Source organism: Fibrobacter sp. UWB16, assembly GCF_900215325.1.
In the GTDB taxonomy this organism is placed as follows: Bacteria; Fibrobacterota; Fibrobacteria; order Fibrobacterales; family Fibrobacteraceae; genus Fibrobacter.
The window spans coordinates 871,508-892,865 of sequence record NZ_OCMS01000001.1 but is presented as its reverse complement, the minus strand read 5'-3'; the positions used below and the strand labels follow the sequence as shown (position 1 = coordinate 892,865).

Below are 21,358 nucleotides of genomic sequence, written 5' to 3'. Positions count from 1 at the left end.
GATGATGTGATTGGATTATATGGTTATTTACAAAAAAGCCGGGTGATTTAGATCCCCGGCAAAAAAATTATTCGACTTTTGTAAACATGTCCTTGCCGACACCGCAAATGGGGCAGGTCCAATCATCGGGGATGTCTTCGAATGCTGTGCCGGGGGCGATACCGCTATCCGGGTCGCCGACTGCAGGGTCGTAAATGTAGCCGCAAGCTTCGCATTTGTATTTTGCCATAGTATTTTCTCCTTGCTTAATAGTGCTTTTTTTAAACTATATAAATAAATGGTAGAAAGTCAGATTTTTATATTTTTTTTGTGATTGTGACGACCCGAGTATATATTGCCGATATTTCTGCGTTGAAAGAAACGCCTGTTTTTGAGCGTTTTTTGGGGCAAGTTCCCGAATATCGTCAAAAAAAGGCAATGTCGTTTAAGTTCCCTAAGGGCAAAATGCAATCGCTTGGCGTTGGCCTTTTGCTTAAGCGGGCATGTCGCGATGCGGGGTTTGAAGGCGCGGATAATCATATTGCGTATGGCGAAAATGGCAAGCCATATTTGGTGGATTTCCCGGAAGTGCATTTTAACTTGTCGCATTCGGGCGAACGCGTGATGTGCGTGATTTCGCCATTCGAGGTTGGCTGCGATGTGGAAATCATCAAGGGCGACCGTGGCAAGCTCGCCGAGCGTTTTTTCAAGCCCGAAGAATCCGCGTGGATCAAGCATTTCGAAACTCTTGAAGCGCAGTCCGAGGCGTTTTACAGACTGTGGACGCTCAAGGAATGTTATATGAAAGTAACGGGTCGAGGCTTGTCGCTTATGCCGGATATGTTTGCGCTACATATGGACGAACTCGAAAATGTGACGCTGTTTCACGATGGCAAGCGCCTAGAATATTCATTCCGGGAAATCGACTTGCACGATGGCTACCGCTATGCTTATTGCATCAAGAACGATGGCTTTATTGCACCGTCCGAAATAAAGCAAGTGCAGTTTACTTGATAACTCTAATGTAATCGACGAGCATTTCGTTCGGGAATTGCGAATCGTCTACTTCAAAGCCGGGCCAGTTGCCTGCCACAGCGACGTTCAGCAAGAAGAAGAACGGCTTATGGAATTCCTCGGTATCGCCTTCGTTGCCTTCAATTAGAATTTCGTGGTACATGAAGTCATCGACGAACATGCGGATGTATTTCTCGTCCCACGTGAATTTGTACGTGTGAAACTGCGTGATGTCGAGGTCGAATTTCTGGTTGCGGTAATTGCCGGTGTTGTTGCCATAGGTCGCGTATTCGGCGCCGTTTGCCCAGTGGTTTGTTCCGTAGATTTTGTTTTCTGTATTGACCGCTTCGATAATGTCAATTTCGCCGCAGGCGGGCCATCCGACAGTGTCGAAATTCTCTCCGAGCATCCAGAATGCAGGCCAGATTCCCTTGCCGGTCGGTAGTGCGATGCGCGCTTCTACGGTGCCGTACTTGAACGAAAATTTGCCTTTGGTGAGCATGCGGGCGGAGGTGTACTTTTGACCTTCGTAGTCTTCTTTCTGGGCGCGGATGTGCAAGACGCCGTCCTTGATATAGGCGTTTTCCTTGCGGTCTGTGTAGTATTCCCATTCGTTATTGCCCCAGCCGCTTGCGCCTGTGCCAATGTCGAATGTCCATTTGTTTAAGTCGATGGATTCACCGTCGAATTCATCGTTCCAGAGGTATTGTGCTACGGGTTCGGCGTTGCTTGAAGAAGTTGTTTCCGAGCTGCTTGAGGAAACCGTTTCGGAACTGCTCGAAGATTGACCTGCCGCGCTGCTTGAGGAATTCCTAGAGTCACTGGATTTGGTTGATGAGCCTGCCGAATCATCGCGGCTATCGCCACTCAGAATGACGGATGAGGAGGACTCCGCGGAACTTTCAATCGCGATTTCGCTAGAGCTCGAAAGGAGATTCCCGCTCGAGGCGGGAATGACATATGCCGATGGTGACGCATCATCGGAACATGCTGCTAAACAAGCGATTAAGGCGGCACATCCCATTGCAACAAACTTATATCCCATAAAACCAACCCCTTACTTTTTTACTTTGCGTCCGGATCTTCCGGGTGGACACGTGCAATCACGCCAACCGTTGCTCGCGTAGCCTTAACCAAGTCCGCCGGCGCCACTTTCAACTGCAAACCACGTTCGCCTGCGCTCACGTAAATGTACGGGAACTGCATCGCTGTTTCGTGAATGAAAATGGGGTAGTTCTTTTTGAGTCCGAGTGGGCTGCAACCGCCACGAATGTAACCCGTCAGCGGAGTCAAATCCTTGAGCGGGACGGTGTCGATTTTCTTGTTGCCGCTTACTTTGGCGGCGCCCTTCAAGTCCACTTCGAGATTGCCCGGAACAACGCAAATAAGGTAACCAATCTTATCGCCATGCACGAGAATTGTCTTGAAAACCTGGTTGATATCTTCGCCCAGGCTGTCGGCCACGTGCTGTGCGCCAAGGTCGTTTTCGTCAACCTTGTATGGGATTAGTTCGTATTGAATCTTCTGCCTGTCCAAAATGCGGGCGGCATTAGTCTTTTTGATGTCCATAAATTCCTCAAAAGCGGGTTTAAACCCCTTGAATATTCCAATTTCAAATATAAATCTTTGAGGGTACCGGTTGCAATAGTTGTAAGTGAAAGCTAAATTAAAAAAGTGTAGTTGTATGGTGTTTTGGTGGAGAAGGAGTTTTCTATGGACGTAATGAAGATTGACTATGACTTGTTCAAGAAAATCTTGAAAGAGATTCCATCGAATATTTTCTTCAAGGACACCGAATGCCGCTACGTTTTTTCGACGCATTACTGGCGCCACCTTCAAGGTGCCGAGGATCCTTCGTGGGATATTGCCGGCAAGACCGACCTGGATATCCGCAAGGATAAGGAAAATGCAAAACTCGCGATGGAACAGGATCGCGAAATTCTCCGTACAGGCAAGGGAACGCAGTACGTCATTGAAATCAATCAGGATGGCGTGACTGAATTTTTGGAACTCATCAAGAATCCGGTTCGCGATGACGATGGCAATATTATTGGTATTGTCGGTCTTATCAACAACGTGACCGAAAAAGTCTTGCTCGAAAAGAAACTCGAAAAGTATGCCCACACCGACATGCTCACGGGCTTGTACAACCGTAATTATTTCGAAGAGTGGGTTTCGAGTCCTGTAAAGCCAGAGATGTGCCCAATGTGCGTGATTTCTGCGGACTGCGACGGTTTAAAGAAAACGAACGATACCTACGGACATGCCATCGGTGATGAACTGATTCGCCTGACGGCATCGCTGTTCCGCGTGGTGCTCCCGGAAAAAGCAATGATGTTTCGCGTGGGTGGTGACGAGTTCTTCCTTGTGCTCCCGAATACGACGCAAGATGAATGCAAAAAATATATCGATAACATGAATGAAGTTTCACGTGCGTTGCTTTTGAAGGGCAAGCCGATTTGCGTTTCTTTGGGTTCTTGCGAAATTCCGTCGCCATCGCTCAACTTTATGCAGGCTATGGAAATTGCGGATAAGCGAATGTACATGGAAAAGAGTACAAAGTACTCTGAACCGAAAGAGTAGAAATTCCATGAGAAGAGATTACAAGGCTGTGCTGTTTGGCAATGGCACTATGGGCGAACGCCATCGCAAGTTTTTTGAGTATTCCGACGTACAGTTTTTAAAAATTTTTGATTTAGAAGATTTAGATAGCGCAGGGAATGTGCGCGCTTCGCTCGTCGATGAATTTGTTTCTAAAGATAAGGTTGATTTTGCCGTGATTGCATCTCCGGCAACAACGCATTACGAGTATGCAAAGCTTTGTTTGAAACGCGGAATCTCTGTATTTGTAGAAAAACCGCTTGCAACGCTTGGTGCGCAAGCGCAAGAATTGGTGGATTTGGCTATCCGCAATAATGTGATTTTATTTGTGGCTCAGTCGGAATGTTTTAATTCGGTGTTCTTGAATTTCCGCAAACATTTTATGAATGAAATCGGAGCCGCGGGTTCGTCGTTCCGTTTGGAATTCCGTCGCGAACACAAGTATTCTGCGCGTTGCCGCGATGTGAACGTGGCGCTCGATTTGCTGGTGCATGACTTGAGCCTTTGCCTTTCGATGTTCCGCTATGAAGATTTGAAAGTGGAAAAGTTCACGATTTCAAAAAATGAAGACCGTGCGCAAATGCAAATAAGCATTGTAAAAGGCGCTCATGCTGGGGCTGAACTCGACTTTATTGTAGACCGCAATAGCGATATCGATGTGCGGACAATTTCTGTGGAGTTCGGGGGCGATGGTGGCCCGGCTTGCGATTACTCGGTGAGCCTTGCACCGCATGACGAAAATGGCGAGGTTATCCATATTTCGGATTCGCTTGAGAATGAACACAAATTCTTTTTGAAGCTGATGGTGGGCGCCTGTTCTGAATGGGGTAGGCGAGCCGCGCAAAGCGCCGCGAACGCCGTCAAGCTCGCGACAATTTCTACAGCGTCATCCTCGACGATGGCTACAGCGTCATCCTGAACGAACGTGATATATGAAACTTGGCAACTTGTTGCTTTAGTTGAATTAGGTTCGAAGGAGCAGGATCCAGTTATTTTTAGAATGAAAAAAGTCCGCGACTTTCATCGCGAACTCTTCTGTAATAACGTTTTAACCTGCGTCTACTTTCGTCTAAGCTTACAGCGTAATGCTGCACGGCTTGGCGTTCCAGATTTCTTCAGCGTACTGCTTGATGGTACGGTCAGAGCTGAACTTGCCCATGCGAGCGACGTTGAGGATTGCCATTTCTGCCCAGTGCTTCTTGTCTTGGTAAGCATCGGCAACCTTCTTCTGCATATCCACATAGCTGCGGAAGTCTGCGCAGAGCATGTACGGGTCATGCGACAAGAGCTTTTCTGCAATGTGCTTGAAGGTTTCCGGATGATCCGGGCTGAAGAAGCCAGAAGCGATGAGGTCAATCACGCGGCGGAGATCATCATCCTTTTCGTAGAAGTCGCGCGGACGGTAACCCTTAGCGAGGAGGTCCGTCACTTCTTCAACGGTGAGACCGAAGATGAAGATGTTGTCGTCACCGACTTCTTCCTTCATTTCCACGTTAGCGCCGTCGAGCGTACCAATCGTGAGTGCGCCGTTCAAAGCAAACTTCATGTTACCCGTACCCGAAGCTTCGGTACCGGCGGTAGAAATCTGTTCGGAAAGGTCTGCAGCCGGAATGATCTTTTCTGCGAAGGACACGCGGTAGTTCTCGAGGAACACCATCTTGAGCTTGCCCTTGCAATCCGGATCAGCGTCGATAATAGAAGCCACAGCGTTAGCAAGACGGATAATCTGCTTAGCCATCCAGTAACCCGGAGCGGACTTACCACCGATCATGATGGTGCGCGGCATGATTTCCTTGCCGTCCTTCACCTGGATGTAAAGGTGGATGGCATGGAGGATGTTCAAGAGCTGGCGCTTGTATTCGTGAATACGCTTGACCTGCACGTCGAAGAACGTGTTCGTGTCGACATCGACATTCTGCGTTGCCTTGAGGTACTTGGCAAGGCGTTCCTTGTTCTGCTTCTTGACTTCCATGAATTTCTTCTGGAAATCGGCGTCCTTGGCGAACTTTTCGAGCTTCTTCAAATCGTCCAAATCCTTGACCCAGGATTCACCAATCTTAGAAGTGATGAGTTCGGACATAGCCGGGTTAGCCTTGCGGACCCAGCGACGCGGCGTCACGCCGTTCGTCTTGTTGTTGAACTTTTCAGGCCACAGTTCGTAGAAGTCCTTGAAGAGCGTCGTCTTCAAAAGGTCGGAGTGGAGAGCTGCCACGCCGTTCACAGCAAATGAACCCACGATGGAGAGGTATGCCATGCGGACCATCTTGCAGCCGCCTTCTTCGATAAGGCTCATGCGGGCGAGACGAGCATTGTCGCCAGGCCACTTCATGGAAACCATGCGGAGGAAGCGAGCGTTGATTTCGTAAATGATCTGGAGGTGACGCGGCAAGAGCTTTTCGAACAAGCTGACCGGCCACTTTTCAAGAGCTTCCGGCATGAGCGTGTGGTTCGTATAAGCGAACGTGTGTGTCACGATGTCCCAAGCTTCGTCCCATTCGAGGTTTTCGATGTCGAGGAGGATGCGCATCATTTCGGCGATAGAGATTGCCGGGTGCGTATCGTTCAACTGGATGGCGACCTTTTCCGGGAAGAGCTTCCAATCGTTGTTGTGGAGCTTCTTGAAGCGCTTGATGATATCCTGCAAAGAAGCAGAGCAGAGGAAGTACTGCTGCTTGAGGCGAAGTTCCTTACCGTTCATGGAAGCGTCGTTCGGGTACAAGACCTTGGAAATCGTTTCGGAAAGTTCCATGTCCTGCACAGCGGCGATGTAGTCACCGTTGTTGAAGTAGCTAAGACCGAAGTCGTCAGCGGACTTGGCGCTCCAGAGGCGGAGGTTGTTCACCGTGTTGTTCTTGTAACCCGGGATCGGCGTATCGTACGGGAGGGCCATCACGTAGTCCTTCGTTTCCCAGCGGTTGCGGAGGCGACCGTTTTCGTCCATCCAGCTTACCACGTAGCCGTAGAACGGCACCTTGATGGCGTTAGCCGGGCGTGCGATTTCCCACGGGTTCGGGAGGCGCAGCCAGTTATCCGGCTGTTCTTCCTGTTCGCCATTCACAATCTTCTGGCTGAACATACCGTATTCGTAACGGATGCCCATACCGGTTGCCGGGAGCTCGAGCGTAGCCATGGAGTCGAGGAAGCAAGCTGCCAAGCGGCCAAGACCGCCGTTGCCAAGCCCAGCGTCCACTTCCTGTTCGCGGAGTTCTTCGAGCGTCATGCCGATTTCGTCAAGAGCTTCTGTGACGGCGCTTTCGACGTCGAGGTTCAACACGGAGTTGCCGAGCGTACGGCCAATCAAAAATTCGAGAGAGAGGTAATAGACGCGCTTGACGTCTTTTTCGTAATAGGTGTTCTGCGTCTTGATCCAACGGTCAACAAGACGGTCACGCACGGCGTAAGCCACAGCGAGGAACTTTTCGTGGTCCGTCACCGTGTATTTGCTGCGGGCGAGCGTGTGGTGGATGTGGTCGGTAAATGCCTTGCGGAAAGCTTCCGCATCGGTACCGAGCACGGTAATGTCACTTGCATTCTTGGTAGTTTTAGCCATAAATCTAACCTGCCTGGTATTGTTTATTCAATCCAAGGAAAAGTTTAGAAATTTTTACGAGATTTGCAATACGTTAATTCTGTAAACCACAGTTGTAAGCCTTTTCAGGATATGTAAATGATGTTTGTGAAAAAAAAGGCAGCCCGCCTCTTGCGAGCTGCCGTTGCTATTTTCCGTGCATTCCCGGGAACATCGCGACGCATTCCAATTGTGTTGTCGCACATCTCGTCGTCGCGCATCTCGTTATTGCGGGAAAAGCGTTTGATTACAATTGTCCGGGGAGTACTAGCTTTTCCTTAGGTGGAAAGCTAGCCTCGTACTTCTCGAATTCTTCGGGCATTCGCTCGGTCACGAAGTAGCCTTCGGGGTCTTTGTACGAGCCTGTCACTCCGTCCAAGAACCCCTCGTCGAGTTCCTTGCACAAAAAGTACGGTGCGTCGCTGTTCGGGTCGTCGGCGTAGCGGATGCCCTTGACGTAAGCGGGGACAAATCCGCTCTTGCCGTAGAATCCGATGTTTCCGACGATGAGCAGGCAACCTGCGCCCATTTGGCGGGCGAGTTCCATGGAATAGTCGAGGAGCGCCTTGCCGTATCCCTGTCGCTTGTAGTTCGGATGGATGCTGATGGGCCCGAAGGTCATCATGCGGATTTTGCGTCCGTCGTCGGCGTCGATTTTCGACCACGCATACATTACGTGTCCGATAATTTGTCCGTCAACTTCCATGACGAGCGAGAGTTCCGGGATAAAGCTTGGGTCGTTCCTGTAATGGTGGAGGACAAAATGCTCCACGCAGCCGGGACGGTAAACGTTCCAGAATGCTTCTCGGGTGAGATTTTCGACGATTTTAAAGTCGCGCGGTTGTTCCGTGCGGATATTGTATTTTTTCATTGTTTATCTCCAAAATTTTTGTGTGAATCGGCACAATCACCTTGGAAGACCGCCTAGAAAACATTCGTCTTCCAAGGCGCTAAACAATGAACCAATATTTACTAGATAACATCCAGCCTCTGATAAAAGTGATGCCCTAAATATACATAGTTTTGCCGTGTTTAGGAATTTTTTACGAGGAAATTTTTGTGAAAAATCTAAATTTCAATGTTAGTATATGAGGAATTTTGGAATATGAAAAGACTTTCCGCCAAGTATTTTGTGGGTGCCCTTTTGGCTGGGCTTTGTGTTTTTGTCGGTTGTGGCGATGATTCGTCTGATCCGGTTTCTGCTACGCCAGGTCAGAGCTATGTATCTTCTTCGAGCGATGCTTCGCTGCCTGTAAATCAGTCTTCTTCTAGCGTTGTTTCCCCGGTTTCTAGTTCTTCTCTTTTGATTGATCCGAGCGTTTCCAGTTCCTCGGTTCTCGTGAATCCGGGTGTGTCGAGTTCGTCTGCGGTAACACCTACTCCGACGTCGAGCGCTGGTGAAATTCCGCCTGGCACGGAATTCTATACTTTTGAAACGAATCCGGCTGCTCTTGGACTTGTTCCGGATGCCGATGGTTTCTACGATGCTGGCGATGTCTATAAGGCTGTGCCCAAGACCAGTAAGATTGCGTTTGTGCTTCGCCATTCCAAGCGCTCCAAGACGAATACGGGCAAGAATTCCCCGTTGACTCCGATTGGTATTCAAATGGCGCAGACTCTCGGAACAAAGCTTGCGGGCGATGAACCGTTCTATTATGCATCTACGGACTTTGTGCGTACTCGTGAAACTTGCACGAACGTTGCAATCGGCCGTGGTGAAGGTGAAGTTGATGTTGTCACTTGGGACGAAGGCATCAACGGTAGTTATTTCTTGACGGTCCCCTCAGATACTTTGGATGCTCTTGTTGCCAAGAAGGGCGGCAATCCGAGATATATCGCCATGTATGCTTATGGTGAACCGTTCCCGACGGTTGCCAATCTCAATGTCATTCTTCCGACGTATTTCCATGACTTCTTCCAGCGCGGAAATCAGTTCATCAACGAAGTTATCGTTGCCAATATGCCTTCTTGGAAGCGCGTGAGCGTTCTTGTAAGCCATGACATGTTGGTGGCTCCGCTTATTATTTTGGTGTCAAAAAGAACCGTTGATTTGAGAATTTACGAAGAAACGAACCATTGGGTCAACTACATTTCGGGCATCGCAGTGATTGTTGATGAAGCGGGTGCTGTGATGGCTCTTCCGGTTCGTGGTGATGAAGTGGGCTGGATGCGCCCGAGAGACGAAGTCGACGAAGGTGTCTAATGAAAGTCGCTCTTCTTGGCTCCACAGGACTTATCGGGAAGAGCGTCGCTCAGTTGCTTTCCCGTTTAGATGACGTGGAATCTGTTTTTTGCCCGGTGCGTTCGGTCCCAGACTTGAATGCGCTGGGCATTTTTAATGGCATATCGAAGTTTAATTTTGAGGCGGTGGATTTTGATGCTCTTTTGAGTGCTCGGCCCGAAGAGCAATGGGCGTCTAGCGTTTGCAAGAACTTTGCTGGTTGCGACGCCGTGATTTGCTGCCTGGGGACGACGCTCAAACAGGCGGGGAGTAAACCCGCTCAAGAAAAGGTCGATTTGCGTTTGCCGCTCACGCTTGCAGCTTTGGCAAAGCGTCAGGGTGTCAAGCATTTCCTGTGCGTGAGTGCCATGGGGGCAAATTCGAATTCGCCGTTCTTCTATAACCGCCTGAAGGGGCAACTTGAAGAAGGCCTTACGATGATGGGCTTCGATAGCCTGACGCTCGTGCGTCCGTCACTGCTTCTTGGCAAACATAAGGACAAGCGCTTTGGCGAAGAGCTGATGCAAAAGCTTTTCGGGGCGCACCCGGAATGGGTGCCGGCGCATTTCCGTCCGGTGCCTGCAGAGACGGTTGCCGCGCATCTCGTGGCGAACATGCTCAAGCCTCCCGTGGACCACGTTTGCGCAGCCGATGGTGTAAAAGGCAAGCGCATTATCTATAACCGTCAACTTCGCGAATTGTAATGCTGTCATGCCCGCCTCCGAGCGGGCATCCCCTTTTTATAGAAGAATATTTTTAATTTTTATAAAAACTCTAACGGAGGTCTTATGACGATTGTCGTCTTTATCCTTTATTTGCTGATGATGCTTGGCATCGGAGCGTATTTCTCTCGCAAGGCGAACAGCCTGAACGCCTATTACCTCGGTAACCGCGGCATGAACAAGTGGGTGGTCGCCATGTCCGCCCAGGCGTCCGACATGAGCGGCTGGATGCTGATGGGCCTTCCGGGCGCCGTGTTCGTGAGCGGTTTTTCCGAAGCTTGGATCGGTATCGGCCTTGTGGTCGGTACGTACTTCAACTGGAAAATCGTCGGTCGCAGGCTCCGCAAGTACAGCCATTTCTGCGGCGACTCGATTACTCTCCCGGACTTTTTCTCGAACCGTTTCCGCGATAACAAGGGCATCATCCGCGTCATCGCCTCGATTTTCATTTTGGCCTTCTTCCTTTTCTATACGGTCTCGGGCTTTGTCGCTAGCGCAAAACTCTTCAGCACCATCTTTGGTATGGATTACACCACGGGTCTCATTCTCGGTGCCATCGTGGTGGTGAGCTACACGTTCATGGGCGGCTTTTTTGCCGTGTGCTGGACTGACTTTATCCAGGCTTCTATGATGCTGATTGCCGTCCTCGTGATTCCTCTGATGATCATGAGCGGCTCTGGCGGCTTTGCCTCGACGATGGATGCTGTGAACGCTCAGAACCCGTACTTGATGAGCCTTTTCACGAACGCTACGACGGGCAAGTCCATTGGCCTTATCGCGCTGATTTCTAGCCTCTCTTGGGGCCTTGGCTACTTTGGCATGCCGCACATCCTCGTGCGCTTCATGTCCATCAAGAACGCCGAAGAAATCAAGGATTCTCGCCGTATCGCTATGACTTGGGTGATTATCTGCCTTGCCGCTGTCGTGATGATTGCTCTCCTCGGTCGCTATTACGTGACGGCTCATGGCATCACCGTTGATGACCCGGAACGCATTTTCATGATTCTCTGCCAGGCACTTTGCCATCCGGCGATTGCCGCTATCCTCATGGCTGCCATTCTCGCTGCTATCATGAGTACTGCTGACTCCCAGCTTCTGGTTTCTGCTTCCGCTTTCAGTAACGACCTTTACAAGCACCTGTTCCGCAAGAACGCAAGCAACAAGGAAGTGATGTGGGTTAGCCGTGGCGTGGTCGTGGTGATTACGCTTATTGCCGTGATTGTCGCTATGCAGGGCGCTCCGAGTGCCGATGGCGTGAAGCATGGCAAAAGCTTCCTTGACGTGGTGATGAGCCTCGTGAGCTTTGCCTGGGGCGGTTTCGGTGCAACGTTTGGCCCGATTATGTTGCTCGCCCTCTTCTGGAAGCGCACGACGCTCCCGGCTGCTGTTGCGGGTATGCTCGTGGGTGGCCTTACGACGTTTATCTGGAAGTTCTACCTCTCCGGCTTCTCTGCTGAAATCTTCCAGATTTACGAACTCGTGCCGGGCTTTATCCTCTCCTTCGTGACGATCGTCGTCGTGAGCCTTTTGACCAAGGAACCCTCTGCCGAAATCCAGCTGGAATTTGACCGCGTGGAAAGCACGAGACTTTCTGACATTAAACTATAAGTTGACAAATGCGTCAGGCGAGCGAAGCGTCAATGCTTGCATTGACATTTCCGAGCCTAGCATTTGGTACTTGAGCGTAGCGAAAGTACAAAGCACTCGCTTGAGCGATATGAAACTGTAATTGGATGGGGGTGACCAGCCCGTAACGCCTGGCTCCTGATAACAAAAAAGACGCTTAACAGCGTCTTTTTTTACTTAGACGGGAACGGGTCCTCGTCCAAATTACGATAAAAAAGAAAACCACCTTTGCAGGTGGTTTTTCTTTAGAGCGGGAAAAGGGACTCGGACCCTCGACCCCGACCTTGGCAAGGTCGTGCTCTACCAACTGAGCTATTCCCGCGAGGGTAGCCCATATATAGAAATAAAATTTGTAGTTATAAAGGGGTGATGGCTGAAAAAAGTGATTTTTTTTTGTAGAGCGGGAAAGGGAATGATTCGTCGTCAGTCACCCGTGCTAAGGCACGGGCTGACTCCTCACCCTTACGGGCTTATCGCTACGCGATAATTCCTAAACAACTCGTACGCACTTCGTGCATCTCGTTGTTTAGTCGGCCCCTCTTCTCGGGTCCTCGTCCAAATTACGATATAAAAAAAGAAAACCACCTTTGTAGGTGGTTTTTCTTTTTTTTAGAGCGGGAAAAGGGACTCGGACCCTCGACCCCGACCTTGGCAAGGTCGTGCTCTACCAACTGAGCTATTCCCGCGAGGGTGACCCATATATAGAAATAAAATTTGTAGTTATAAAGGGGTGCGGCCCGAAAAAAGTGAAATTTTTTTGAGAGCCACGAAAGAATTTGGTCGCGCCCTCTTCTCTGGTTCTCGTCTAATTCTGTGTATAAAACAAAAGAGCCTAGCTTGACGCTAGGCTCTTTTTTTTTAGAGCGGGAAAAGGGACTCGGACCCTCGACCCCGACCTTGGCAAGGTCGTGCTCTACCAACTGAGCTATTCCCGCGAGGTGACCCAATTATAGAAATAAAAGTTCCAATTGTAAAGGGGATAAGGTGAAAAAAGTTATATTTTTGCGGTAAAAGTTCGTTTATCGTAGTTTTATGTTCGGTATTTATATTCACGTTCCGTTTTGCGCAAAAATTTGCGATTATTGCGACTTCCGCGTGATGCCTGCGAATGCTCGGCTTTTCGAGGAATATGCAGGCTTGTTGGAGCGTGAAATCCGTGCTTTTACGGCGGCGCATCCTGTATCGCATTCGGCATCATCCCAAAACGTTCTTTCGCAAGCGCGAACGCTTTATCTCGGTGGCGGGACGCCTTCGATTTTGCCAAGCGCATGCCTGGAACGGATTTTTGCGGTGCTTGCGTCGTGTGGCGTTCGCGTAGATGCGCTTGACGAAGTTTCGATGGAATTCAACCCGGAATCGTGTACCGAAGAATCTGTGCAAACGGCGCTCTCGTGCGGCGTGCGCCGCTTTAGCCTTGGACTTCAAACGTTTTCGCAAACGCTCTTGGACCGCATTGGCCGCAGGCACACGGTAGAACGCGGCTTTGAAGCTTTGCGTTTGTTAACTTCGCTTCCGCAGGCGAAAGTCTCGGCAGATCTGATGTTTGATTTGCCGGGGCAATCGGTCGATTCTTTCTTAAGTGATGTGGACTGCTTGTCGGATTTTCCGCTTGGGCACTTGAGCTTTTATGGATTGAATGTGGGCGAGAGGACGCTTTTGGGCGGTCGCGTGTCTCGTGGCGAAGAAAAAATTGACGAGAGTTTGTACGAGCCGATGTATCTCGGGAGCGTCGAAATTCTTGAGAAAAAGGGCTTCGCGCGTTATGAGGTCTCGAATTTTGCAAAGCCTGGCGACGAAAGCTTGCATAACATGAACTACTGGAATCGCGGTGAGTACATTGGCTTTGGGCCGGGAGCGCATAGCTATTTTGGCGGTCGCCGTTTCTGCGCTCCGGAAATGTATCCGCGATGGCGCGATTACGTGAATGCGGGTTGCCCTGATGCATCGCTGACTTACGACGATCTTGATAAAGATGACATCCTGACGGAGCGCGTATGGCTCTCACTGCGCCAACGCTCTGGTCTCGACCTGAATGCGCTTGCTGCTGACGGAATTTCTGTTTCGCCGGAAGGCTATGAACAATGGGTCAAGAAAGGTTTCGCAACGCTCGATGGCGGAATCTTAAAACTTGTCGGCCGTGGCTGGATTTTCATGGACAGCGTTGTGACTGATGTGCTGAACGCCTGCCGATAGCGTTTTCCCCATAAAAAGGAGATGCCCCGTCGGAGCGGGGCATGACAAGTTTAATTTTGGCTTTTAACTACTTGTTGATAGCGGCCAAGAATGCGTCCTTCTTTTCTTGCAAGAAGTCCTTACTGTTGTACTTGCGGATGCGGCGGAGAGCCTGGTCGCGCAACTGACGCACACGTTCGTGGGAGATGTTCATGGATTCGCCCACTTCGCGGAGAGTCTGCGGTGCTTCCTGGTTGATGCCGAAAATGCCGGTGATGACTCGGGCTTCACGTTCCGGGAGCTGTTCCATGAGGTCGCGGGCCAAAGCTTCGACGCTCTGGATTTCGGAATCGGCTTCCGGGTTCGATGCGCCACTGTCCGGGAGAACTTCGGCGTAAGTAGCCTTGGAGTCTGCCTTGAGCGGGCTGTCGAACGAAACGCCGCGCTGACCGATCTGAATCAATTCACGGATTTCTTCGTTGATTTCCTTACCGCGGGATTGTTCGTGCAAAGCCTTACGCACGCGGAGGTGCTGGTTTGCCGGCAAGCGGATGAGGTTGCCCTGTTCGTTAATAGCGCGAGTAATGTATGCCTTGATCCACCAAACGCCGTAACTGATGAATTTAAGACCACGGGTATGTTCGAACGATTCAATAGCGCGTACGAGGCCCATTGCGCCTTCACTGACCAAGTCCGGAAGCGGAATCGGGCAGCCACGGTACTGAATGGCGACCTTCAAAACAAAGCGCATGTTTGCGGAAATCAGCTTTTTACGGGCGATTTTGTCGCCTTCTTTAGCTTTCTGGAATAGAATCTGTTCTTCTTCGCGGGAGAGAGGTGCAGTGCGACGAATATCTTCTAGGTATCTTTTGAGAGTAGTATCGGTAGAATCAATATGCATTTTAAAAACCTTGCTCCTATAATATCGCTTTTTTAAAGCAAGTTGCGTGCCAATTGTGTAAAATTTTCCAAATTTTTTACAAAAAGTCCATTAAATGTCGGTTTCGCGGTTTTCGTGGCTCCGAAAGGCCGATATTTCTGTCGTGATTTTGTAAAATTGTCGTAAAAATATAACAAATTTTTCAAAACGTGACAAGTTGGGCGCGGTGATTGGCTCTATCCGAATAAAAAATGTAAAGCCCAATGTTTCATTTTGGAATACGCTTTCCGCATATCTCATATCTGAAACTTTACTGGATCCCCTACGCTTCGCTTCGAGGATGACGAGTGGTTTTCTAGTAACTAGTAACTAGTAACTAATAACTCTACAATCAAATTTTCATATATTATCCCCGTTATGTCTATTAAAGAGCCCGATCAATCCGTATGGAACCGTTTTTGGCAGCGCAAGAACGACATGGACAAGGTCTATCCGTCTTCGCCGTCTATTATAGAAGCTATTAAGAAGAATTTTAAGCTCGAGGGCCTGAAGGTGCTTGAGGTCGGTGCAGGTACCGGCCGCGATAGTGCCGAACTCGCTCGTTTGGGTGCCGATGTCTATGTGCTCGATTTTGCCGACAATAGCTTGAAAATTGTCAATTCGCTCCGCGAGAGTGAAGGTCTCAAGAATTTGCACTTGGTTCGTGGCGATGCTTTCAAGTCCCCGTTCCCGGACAACACTTTTGACTTGGTGTTCCATCAGGGCTTGGCCGAACATTTCAAGGATTCGCTCCCGCTCTTGCAAGAGAACTTCCGCATCGTCAAGCGTGGCGGTTGCTGCCTTTGCGATGTGCCGCAGACTGTCCACCCGTATACGATTATCAAGCATATCTTGATTGCGCTCGACAAGTGGTTTGCCGGTTGGGAAAAGCAGTTCACGATGGGTCAGCTCAAGACGCTTATGCGTGACGCTGGTTTTGAATGTGTTTATGCTTATGGCGACTGGATGCGCCCGAATCTTTACTACCGCATTCTGCGTGAACTCTGCTTTAAGTTCGGTATTGAACTCCCGAAGTATCCGCTCGATGGAACTGCTTACCAGAAGATTAAGGACAAGATTTTGGATAGCCTCCAGTCCGTGCCGGTGATGCACTACACGCAGCTCTGCATCGGCGTGATCGGTCGTAAGCCTTAGGTGATTGCTTGAAAATCCTCGTCGTAAATTACCGGGATCGCATGCATCCGGCTGCCGGCGGCGCCGAAAAGCATTTGCATCGCATTTTCGGAAAGATTGTAGAAATGGGCCACACGGTGGTCCTGTTTACGACGACATTTCCGGGAGCCAAAGAACGCGAAGTTGTCGATGGAATTCAGGTCATCCGCAAGGGTGGCGATTTGATGTTCCAGCTCACGGTGGCGCTGAATCTGAAAAAGCTTGACCGCGAATTCAACTTTGACGTTGTTGTTGAAGATTTGAACAAGTTACCGGTCTTTGCCCACTGGTTCGTCCGCAAGCCGCTCCTGGTGCAGATGCATCACTTGTGGCGGAAGTCGATTTTTGCTGAAGCGATTTTCCCGATTGCGTTTATGGTCTGGTTCTTTGAGCGGATTATTCCGTTCTTTTACCGCACGCAGAATTTTGTAGTGGTGAGTCCGAGTACCAAGAAAGAACTTGCCGAAATTGGCGTGGACGAAAGCCGAATTTCCGTGATTTATAACGGGTCGGAAATGCCTCCGGTTGCCGCGCAGTTCCGTGGCGGTTCTTGCGAATCAAACGAAAATGTGCCGATGCAGGACAATGCGTTGAAAAACGCGCGGGCTCCGTATTTCATCTGGCTTTCGCGTGTGCATCGTTACAAGGGAATTTGGACGGCGCTTGAGGCGTTTGAAATTTTTTCGAAGTCGCATCCCGAAGTCCAGTTGAAAATTGTGGGCGGTGGTCCGCTTTTGAAAAAGCTTCCGGCCTGGATTAAATCGCATGGCCTAGATGGCAAGGTGGAACTGACGGGTTTTGTGCCTGCCGCTCGCAAGTACGAACTGCTTTCGTCTTCGCTTGCGTTGTTGCAGACGAGCTACAAGGAAGGCTGGGGCCTCACGGTGATGGAAGCGGCGCAGCTCTGCAAGACGACGATTGCGTCGGATGTGCCGGGACTCTGCGATAGCGTCCGTGACGGCGAGACGGGGATTTTGTTCCCGTCGGGAGATGCGGCCGCGTGTGCATTGGCAATGGAAAAAATTTATGGCGATGCAGGATTGCGCGCGGCTCTTGGTCAGAATGCAAAACGTTATGCGCTTACGTTCAGCTGGGAAAATTCTGCTCGCGAAACGTTGGAACTGTTGGAACGTACGATCGAAAGGAGCGTACGAAAATGAAGTTGAATCCGAAGCTCAAGTCGGTCATTGTTTTTTGCTTAAAGCTGGTGGTGACGCTCGTTCCCGCTTACTTTGTCTATCGTAACATTGTGAGCGACCCGGAATGGGATGTTGGCGACCTCTATAACTTGTTCAAGAAAAACAGCGTTTTCCCGCTTGTGCTTGCACTCCTTTGTCTCGCGGTTTCGAACTTTACCGCTTGCCTCCAGTGGAAGCTCTTGCTCGAAAAGCAGGGCGTTCGCCTCAAGTACGGTAGGCTCCTCAAACTTTATCACGTGGGACTGTTCTTCAACAACTTCATGCCGGGTAACGTCGGCGGTGACGTCAAGAAGGTTTACGATATCCGCATGCAGGGCGGACAAGATACGGTTGGCGCGGGCTTTACGGCGACGGTGTTTGACCGCTTGTTTGGACTTTTCTTTATCACATTGTTTGCTCTTGGCGTGGGCGCCTTGTTCTTTATTCACGATCCAGAACAGCGTGCGTTCATGTGGCCGTCCGTCTGGATTTTCCTCGGCTTCTGTGTGATGTTTGCAGGGCTTTTGAGCCGTCGCATTGGCCGCTTCTTTTGCCGCATGGCGGGGAAGGTATTGCCCGAGAAATTTGAAACGCGACTCCTCCGCATGTTTGACCGTTTCCAAAAATTCCGCTCCAAGAAACTCTGGATCAACATCATTTGCCTTTCGATGGTCACTCAGTCGCTCCGCATCTTTGTGCATTTTTTCTGTGGCATTGCAGTGGGTGTGAACCTATCGATGTCGTGGTACTTCTATTACATTCCGCTAGTCGCCATTGTGAGTGCGCTCCCGATTTCGATTGGCGGTTTTGGTCCACGTGAATTTTTGGCACAGTCGCTTTTTGCGCGTGCAGGCGTGCCTGGACTTGAATCGGTTGTGATTCAGTTGCTCGCTTATTTTGTAAGTTTGATTTTGAGCTTGTTTGGTGCGGTCGCCTTTTTGGTGGGGCAGAAGCCTGTACCGGCAGAACCCGCAAAGAACGCTCAATAGTTTGCTATATCCGTTTTCTATATCGTTTGCTATATGAATAGGCACTAAAAGGAGTGCCAACACTGAAAGGAGATGCCCGGTCGGTGCCGGGCATGACAATGCGCTTTTACGGGCATGACAAATTTCAGTATGTATTATTATGGATGTAGAAAGTCTTTTGGTCGGACTGAACTCCGACCAACGTGCGGCAGTGCTGCATGATCATGAAAAGAATGGACAACTTTTAATCTTAGCTGGGGCAGGTTCGGGAAAGACTTCGGTCTTGACCAAGCGAATCCAGTACCGGATTATGTCGGGTGTTGAGCCGGAGAAAATCTTGGCGCTCACGTTCACGGCGAAGGCGGCTGCTGAAATGCGGGAACGTGTGCAAAAACTCTTCCCGAATGCGGGGGTGCGGCTCTGCACGTTCCACTCGCTCGCACTGTTTATCCTCAAGTCGAAAGTTCCTGCGGCGTCTTGCCCTGCGTACGAGCTTGTCGGTTTCAAGAAAATGCCGGTCCCAACGGAATCGGCGGACAAGACTTTTATGCAGGAACTCGCGAAAGTCGGCGGTCGAAAATTCCGCTTTTCGCGCGAAGAGCTGTTCTCGGATGCGCATCCCGCGAAGCTCCTCAAAAAACTTGAACCATTGCGTAATCGCATCTTGGAATCGGGTCAAGTCGTTTTTGAAGACCTTATCTATCAGGCGATAAACTTGCTCGAAAATCACGAGTCGGCGCGTGCCTATTTCCAAAATCAATGGACCGAAATACTTGTCGATGAATATCAGGATATCAACCCATCGCAGTATCGGCTTGTCAAAGCGCTGCTGGGTGAGCGCAAGTCACTCTTTGTTGTGGGCGATGATGACCAAGCTATTTACGGATTCCGTGGGGCCGATATCGGGAATATCAACCGTTTCCGCGACGACTTCAAGGAGAGCTCGCTTATCCGCTTGGAATGGAATTATCGCTCAGTCGCGAACATTTTACATTTTTCGAATAGGATTTTTGAAAATAAGCCTATCCACTTGCGGAAGGTCTTGCGGGCTGGCAACATGAATGGCTCGGGCGGCTCGCCGATTTTCAAGGAAAACCGTGAACCCGAAATCTGGGTGAGCGAAGACCCCGTCGAGGAAATGCAGAAAATTATCACGAGTATCAAGTTGCTCCGAGAAAGCTATGACCTCCAATGGAAAAACTTTGCAATCCTCGTGCGCTATAATAGGCAACGCCTATACTACGAAGAAGCGCTTCGCGATGCGCATCTCCCGATTGCGGGAATGGTCGTATCGGAGGCGGGTGAGAGGGAGGGCGAAGTCCTTGAAGACGGAATCCATGTCGAGACGGTCCATGCGTCCAAGGGGCTTCAGTATGCGGTGGTCTATTATGCGGGGATGTCCGAGGGGCTTACGCCGGGTTCGTGCTTGGGCTCACGTAAACAGCGCCAAAAACAGCTCGATGAGGAACGTCGATTGTTTTACGTCGGGGTCACACGGGCTGAATCTTTTTTGGTTTTGCTATATTGCAAACGTAGATATTGGAAAGGGCGCCTGACGAAACTCAAGCGGTCTCGTTTTTTGCCCAGGGAAAATTCAAAAACAGAGTGTAATATGCCAGTGATGTTATTTAGAATATTTGGAGCGGCAAGAATTTTTGCGTTTATGCTCGAATATATTTTCAAGATTGCATTCATGTACATTTTCCGTCGTAAAGACCTAGATCCATGGCTTGAAGAAAAGGTGCAGGTATTTTCCCGCTTCTGCATGAAGGTCTTGCGCGTGGATTTGACGATTGAAGACCAGGCGCAACTTGCGAAAGTGGACTGGACGCGCCCGGTGTTCGTGATGGGTAACCATCGTTCGTACTTGGATATCCCGCTTGCGTTCCTCGCTTTGCAGCGTACTGTTGGCTTTATCGCCAAGACGCAGTTGCAGCGCATCCCGATTCTGAACTTCTGGATGCATAAGCTCGGTTGTGTCTTTATCGACCGTGAAAAGGGCGGTGGCGCCGCGATTATCCAGAAGGCGCTCCAGACGGGCAAAATGCCGAGACTCTTCGTTTTCCCGGAAGGCACCCGCAGCAAGCGCGATGGCATGGTCGCTTTTAAGAGCGGTTGCTTTAGACTTGCCGTCGAGGCGAACGCTATTATATTGCCGATGGTCACAAGAGGTTCTGATCTGCTTTGGGAACACCGCAAGGATTCCAAGTACCACCCAGTCAATATCAAGATTCTCGAACCGATAGATACGGTCGAATTCAAGAAGACTCACGGCGGCGATGATATGGACCCGCGCCATGAACTGCTCCCGTATGTCCGCAGCAAGATGGAAGAAGCTTATGATCGGCGTCTTTGATTCTGGTTTTGGCGGGCTCACGATCTTGCAGAAGCTCCGCCACACGCTCCCGCAGTACGATTACCTGTATCTGGGGGATAATGCCCGTGCGCCGTATGGCTCCCGCAGTTTCGAGACGATTTACCGCTATACGCTCCAGTCCGTGCGCGAACTTTTCCACCGCGGATGTCCGCTGGTGATTCTCGCGTGCAACACGGCATCGGCAAAGGCGCTCCGCAGCATCCAGCAGCAGGTGCTCCCGGTCGAATTCCCGGACCGTCGCGTTTTGGGCATTGTCCGCCCGACCGCCGAAGAGATCGGTAACTTCTCGAAGACGGGGCATATTGGCATTTTTGCTACCGCAGGGACGGTCTCTTCGAACAGCTACGTTCTTGAAATCAGCCACTTTTTCCCGAACTTGAAGGTGACTCAGCACGCCTGCCCGATGTGGGTGCCGCTTGTGGAATACGGCGAACGCGGAACCGAGGGCGCCCGATTCTTCGTGAAAAAGGACGTGGACCAGCTGCTTGCGGCTGACCCTGAAATCGATACAGTTTTACTGGCATGCACGCATTACCCGCTCCTCGAATCTGAAATTCGGGCCGCACTTCCACCGCATGTCCGCTTGGTGGTCCAGGGCGATATCGTCGCTGACAAGACTTTGGACTACCTCAGGCGCCATGTGGACATGGAAAATCGGCTTTCGAAGGGTGGCTCTGTGCATTATTTGACGACCGATACCGCAGAATTCTTCAAAAAAGGCGCTTTTCGCTTTGGAATGGAGAATATTTCGGCGGAGTCGTTGACTTTTTAATAAGTAAATTGTATTTTGATAATTGTTACTGACGAACCGTACTCGGTCCGCTTGTATTCGTTTTAATT

At 50.1% G+C, this 21,358-nt stretch carries 18 protein-coding genes and 3 tRNA genes; 12 read left to right on the top strand and 9 right to left on the bottom strand.

What is annotated here, in order from left to right; all coding sequences use genetic code 11:
* Positions 1 to 67: 67 nt before the first annotated feature.
* Positions 68 to 229, bottom strand: a complete 162-nt coding sequence (gene rd, locus CRN95_RS03695) for a rubredoxin (protein ID WP_088630647.1) — start codon at positions 227 to 229, stop codon at positions 68 to 70.
* 80 nt (positions 230 to 309) lie between these two features.
* Here rd and CRN95_RS03690 point away from each other — a divergent pair, with 80 nt between their 5' ends.
* Entirely contained in the window at positions 310 to 993 is a 684-nt protein-coding gene (locus CRN95_RS03690; RefSeq protein WP_235002854.1) for a 4'-phosphopantetheinyl transferase superfamily protein, read from the top strand.
* Here CRN95_RS03690 and CRN95_RS03685 read toward each other — a convergent pair.
* Together CRN95_RS03685 and ybaK are read right to left on the bottom strand one after the other, a co-directional pair.
* Positions 986 to 2,038: a glycoside hydrolase family 16 protein gene (locus tag CRN95_RS03685; protein WP_088630648.1), complete on the bottom strand. Its 1,053-nt coding sequence runs from the start codon at positions 2,036 to 2,038 to the stop codon at positions 986 to 988. The genes CRN95_RS03690 and CRN95_RS03685 overlap by 8 nt on opposite strands.
* A gap of 20 nt (positions 2,039 to 2,058) precedes the next feature.
* Entirely contained in the window at positions 2,059 to 2,562 is a 504-nt protein-coding gene (gene ybaK / locus CRN95_RS03680; RefSeq protein WP_014546744.1) for a Cys-tRNA(Pro) deacylase, read from the bottom strand.
* Between the two features lie 144 nt (positions 2,563 to 2,706).
* Between ybaK and CRN95_RS03675 the strand changes: the two genes are divergently transcribed.
* Both CRN95_RS03675 and CRN95_RS03670 read left to right on the top strand, forming a co-directional pair.
* On the top strand, positions 2,707 to 3,576 hold the full coding sequence (locus CRN95_RS03675) for a sensor domain-containing diguanylate cyclase (protein ID WP_088630649.1): 870 nt from the start codon (positions 2,707 to 2,709) through the stop codon (positions 3,574 to 3,576).
* 7 nt (positions 3,577 to 3,583) lie between these two features.
* Entirely contained in the window at positions 3,584 to 4,513 is a 930-nt protein-coding gene (locus tag CRN95_RS03670; protein ID WP_097020124.1) for a Gfo/Idh/MocA family protein, read from the top strand.
* Positions 4,514 to 4,669: 156 nt separating this feature from the next.
* Here CRN95_RS03670 and CRN95_RS03665 read toward each other — a convergent pair whose 3' ends face one another.
* Together CRN95_RS03665 and CRN95_RS03660 are read right to left on the bottom strand one after the other, a co-directional pair.
* Positions 4,670 to 7,144 (bottom strand): glycogen/starch/alpha-glucan phosphorylase, encoded by a 2,475-nt coding sequence (locus tag CRN95_RS03665; protein ID WP_097020123.1) that lies wholly within the window; start codon positions 7,142 to 7,144, stop codon positions 4,670 to 4,672.
* 265 nt (positions 7,145 to 7,409) lie between these two features.
* Entirely contained in the window at positions 7,410 to 8,033 is a 624-nt protein-coding gene (locus CRN95_RS03660; RefSeq protein ID WP_097020122.1) for a GNAT family N-acetyltransferase, read from the bottom strand.
* A 234-nt stretch (positions 8,034 to 8,267) separates the two neighbouring features.
* On the opposite strand from CRN95_RS03660, the gene CRN95_RS03655 reads away from it, so the two are divergent.
* From CRN95_RS03655 to putP, 3 genes are all read left to right on the top strand, one after another.
* Positions 8,268 to 9,365, top strand: a complete 1,098-nt coding sequence (locus CRN95_RS03655) for a histidine phosphatase family protein (RefSeq protein ID WP_088630653.1) — start codon at positions 8,268 to 8,270, stop codon at positions 9,363 to 9,365.
* Positions 9,365 to 10,087, top strand: a complete 723-nt coding sequence (locus CRN95_RS03650; RefSeq protein ID WP_088630654.1) for an NAD(P)H-binding protein — start codon at positions 9,365 to 9,367, stop codon at positions 10,085 to 10,087. The genes CRN95_RS03655 and CRN95_RS03650 overlap by 1 nt, the downstream gene beginning before the upstream one ends.
* 84 nt (positions 10,088 to 10,171) lie before the next feature.
* Complete coding sequence (putP, locus tag CRN95_RS03645) at positions 10,172 to 11,713, top strand: sodium/proline symporter PutP (protein WP_097020121.1); 1,542 nt, start codon at positions 10,172 to 10,174, stop codon at positions 11,711 to 11,713.
* Positions 11,714 to 11,980: 267 nt separating this feature from the next.
* On the opposite strand, the gene CRN95_RS03640 is transcribed toward putP, so the two are convergent.
* From CRN95_RS03640 to CRN95_RS03630, 3 genes are all read right to left on the bottom strand, one after another.
* Positions 11,981 to 12,053, bottom strand: a tRNA-Gly gene (locus tag CRN95_RS03640).
* A gap of 291 nt (positions 12,054 to 12,344) precedes the next feature.
* Positions 12,345 to 12,417, bottom strand: a tRNA-Gly gene (locus CRN95_RS03635).
* Positions 12,418 to 12,593: 176 nt separating this feature from the next.
* Positions 12,594 to 12,666 (bottom strand) — tRNA-Gly (locus tag CRN95_RS03630).
* 97 nt (positions 12,667 to 12,763) lie between these two features.
* Here CRN95_RS03630 and CRN95_RS03625 point away from each other — a divergent pair.
* Positions 12,764 to 13,924 carry a coproporphyrinogen-III oxidase family protein gene (locus CRN95_RS03625; RefSeq protein WP_088629768.1) on the top strand — a complete coding sequence of 387 codons (1,161 nt, stop codon included), beginning with the start codon at positions 12,764 to 12,766 and terminating at the stop codon, positions 13,922 to 13,924.
* 67 nt (positions 13,925 to 13,991) lie between these two features.
* Here CRN95_RS03625 and CRN95_RS03620 read toward each other — a convergent pair whose 3' ends face one another.
* A complete protein-coding gene (locus CRN95_RS03620) occupies positions 13,992 to 14,804 on the bottom strand; it encodes an RNA polymerase sigma factor RpoD/SigA (protein WP_014545470.1) in 813 nt (270 codons plus the stop codon).
* 396 nt (positions 14,805 to 15,200) lie between these two features.
* On the opposite strand from CRN95_RS03620, the gene CRN95_RS03615 reads away from it, so the two are divergent.
* From CRN95_RS03615 to murI, 5 genes are all read left to right on the top strand, one after another.
* Entirely contained in the window at positions 15,201 to 15,977 is a 777-nt protein-coding gene (locus CRN95_RS03615; protein ID WP_088629769.1) for a class I SAM-dependent methyltransferase, read from the top strand.
* Positions 15,978 to 16,018: 41 nt separating this feature from the next.
* Positions 16,019 to 17,155, top strand: a complete 1,137-nt coding sequence (locus CRN95_RS03610; protein ID WP_235002853.1) for a glycosyltransferase family 4 protein — start codon at positions 16,019 to 16,021, stop codon at positions 17,153 to 17,155.
* Positions 17,152 to 18,162, top strand: a complete 1,011-nt coding sequence (locus CRN95_RS03605; RefSeq protein WP_088629771.1) for a lysylphosphatidylglycerol synthase transmembrane domain-containing protein — start codon at positions 17,152 to 17,154, stop codon at positions 18,160 to 18,162. The genes CRN95_RS03610 and CRN95_RS03605 overlap by 4 nt, the downstream gene beginning before the upstream one ends.
* A gap of 139 nt (positions 18,163 to 18,301) precedes the next feature.
* Complete coding sequence (locus tag CRN95_RS03600) at positions 18,302 to 20,497, top strand: UvrD-helicase domain-containing protein (protein ID WP_088629772.1); 2,196 nt, start codon at positions 18,302 to 18,304, stop codon at positions 20,495 to 20,497.
* Positions 20,481 to 21,290 (top strand): glutamate racemase, encoded by an 810-nt coding sequence (murI, locus tag CRN95_RS03595; RefSeq protein ID WP_088629773.1) that lies wholly within the window; start codon positions 20,481 to 20,483, stop codon positions 21,288 to 21,290. Before CRN95_RS03600 ends, murI begins: the two co-directional genes overlap by 17 nt.
* Positions 21,291 to 21,358 lie beyond the last annotated feature (68 nt).

Excerpts from the sequence above, each read along its gene's own strand:
- rd (WP_088630647.1), bottom strand. The coding sequence starts at position 229 with ATGGCAAAATACAAATGCGAAGCTTGCGGCTACATTTACGACCCTGCA.
- CRN95_RS03685 (WP_088630648.1), bottom strand. The coding sequence starts at position 2,038 with ATGGGATATAAGTTTGTTGCAATGGGATGTGCCGCCTTAATCGCTTGT.
- ybaK (WP_014546744.1), bottom strand. The coding sequence starts at position 2,562 with ATGGACATCAAAAAGACTAATGCCGCCCGCATTTTGGACAGGCAGAAG.
- CRN95_RS03675 (WP_088630649.1), top strand. The coding sequence starts at position 2,707 with ATGGACGTAATGAAGATTGACTATGACTTGTTCAAGAAAATCTTGAAA.
- CRN95_RS03670 (WP_097020124.1), top strand. The coding sequence starts at position 3,584 with ATGAGAAGAGATTACAAGGCTGTGCTGTTTGGCAATGGCACTATGGGC.
- CRN95_RS03665 (WP_097020123.1), bottom strand. The coding sequence starts at position 7,144 with ATGGCTAAAACTACCAAGAATGCAAGTGACATTACCGTGCTCGGTACC.
- CRN95_RS03660 (WP_097020122.1), bottom strand. The coding sequence starts at position 8,033 with ATGAAAAAATACAATATCCGCACGGAACAACCGCGCGACTTTAAAATC.
- CRN95_RS03655 (WP_088630653.1), top strand. The coding sequence starts at position 8,268 with ATGAAAAGACTTTCCGCCAAGTATTTTGTGGGTGCCCTTTTGGCTGGG.
- CRN95_RS03650 (WP_088630654.1), top strand. The coding sequence starts at position 9,365 with ATGAAAGTCGCTCTTCTTGGCTCCACAGGACTTATCGGGAAGAGCGTC.
- putP (WP_097020121.1), top strand. The coding sequence starts at position 10,172 with ATGACGATTGTCGTCTTTATCCTTTATTTGCTGATGATGCTTGGCATC.
- CRN95_RS03625 (WP_088629768.1), top strand. The coding sequence starts at position 12,764 with ATGTTCGGTATTTATATTCACGTTCCGTTTTGCGCAAAAATTTGCGAT.
- CRN95_RS03620 (WP_014545470.1), bottom strand. The coding sequence starts at position 14,804 with ATGCATATTGATTCTACCGATACTACTCTCAAAAGATACCTAGAAGAT.
- CRN95_RS03615 (WP_088629769.1), top strand. The coding sequence starts at position 15,201 with ATGTCTATTAAAGAGCCCGATCAATCCGTATGGAACCGTTTTTGGCAG.
- CRN95_RS03610 (WP_235002853.1), top strand. The coding sequence starts at position 16,019 with ATGCATCCGGCTGCCGGCGGCGCCGAAAAGCATTTGCATCGCATTTTC.
- CRN95_RS03605 (WP_088629771.1), top strand. The coding sequence starts at position 17,152 with ATGAAGTTGAATCCGAAGCTCAAGTCGGTCATTGTTTTTTGCTTAAAG.
- CRN95_RS03600 (WP_088629772.1), top strand. The coding sequence starts at position 18,302 with ATGGATGTAGAAAGTCTTTTGGTCGGACTGAACTCCGACCAACGTGCG.
- murI (WP_088629773.1), top strand. The coding sequence starts at position 20,481 with ATGATCGGCGTCTTTGATTCTGGTTTTGGCGGGCTCACGATCTTGCAG.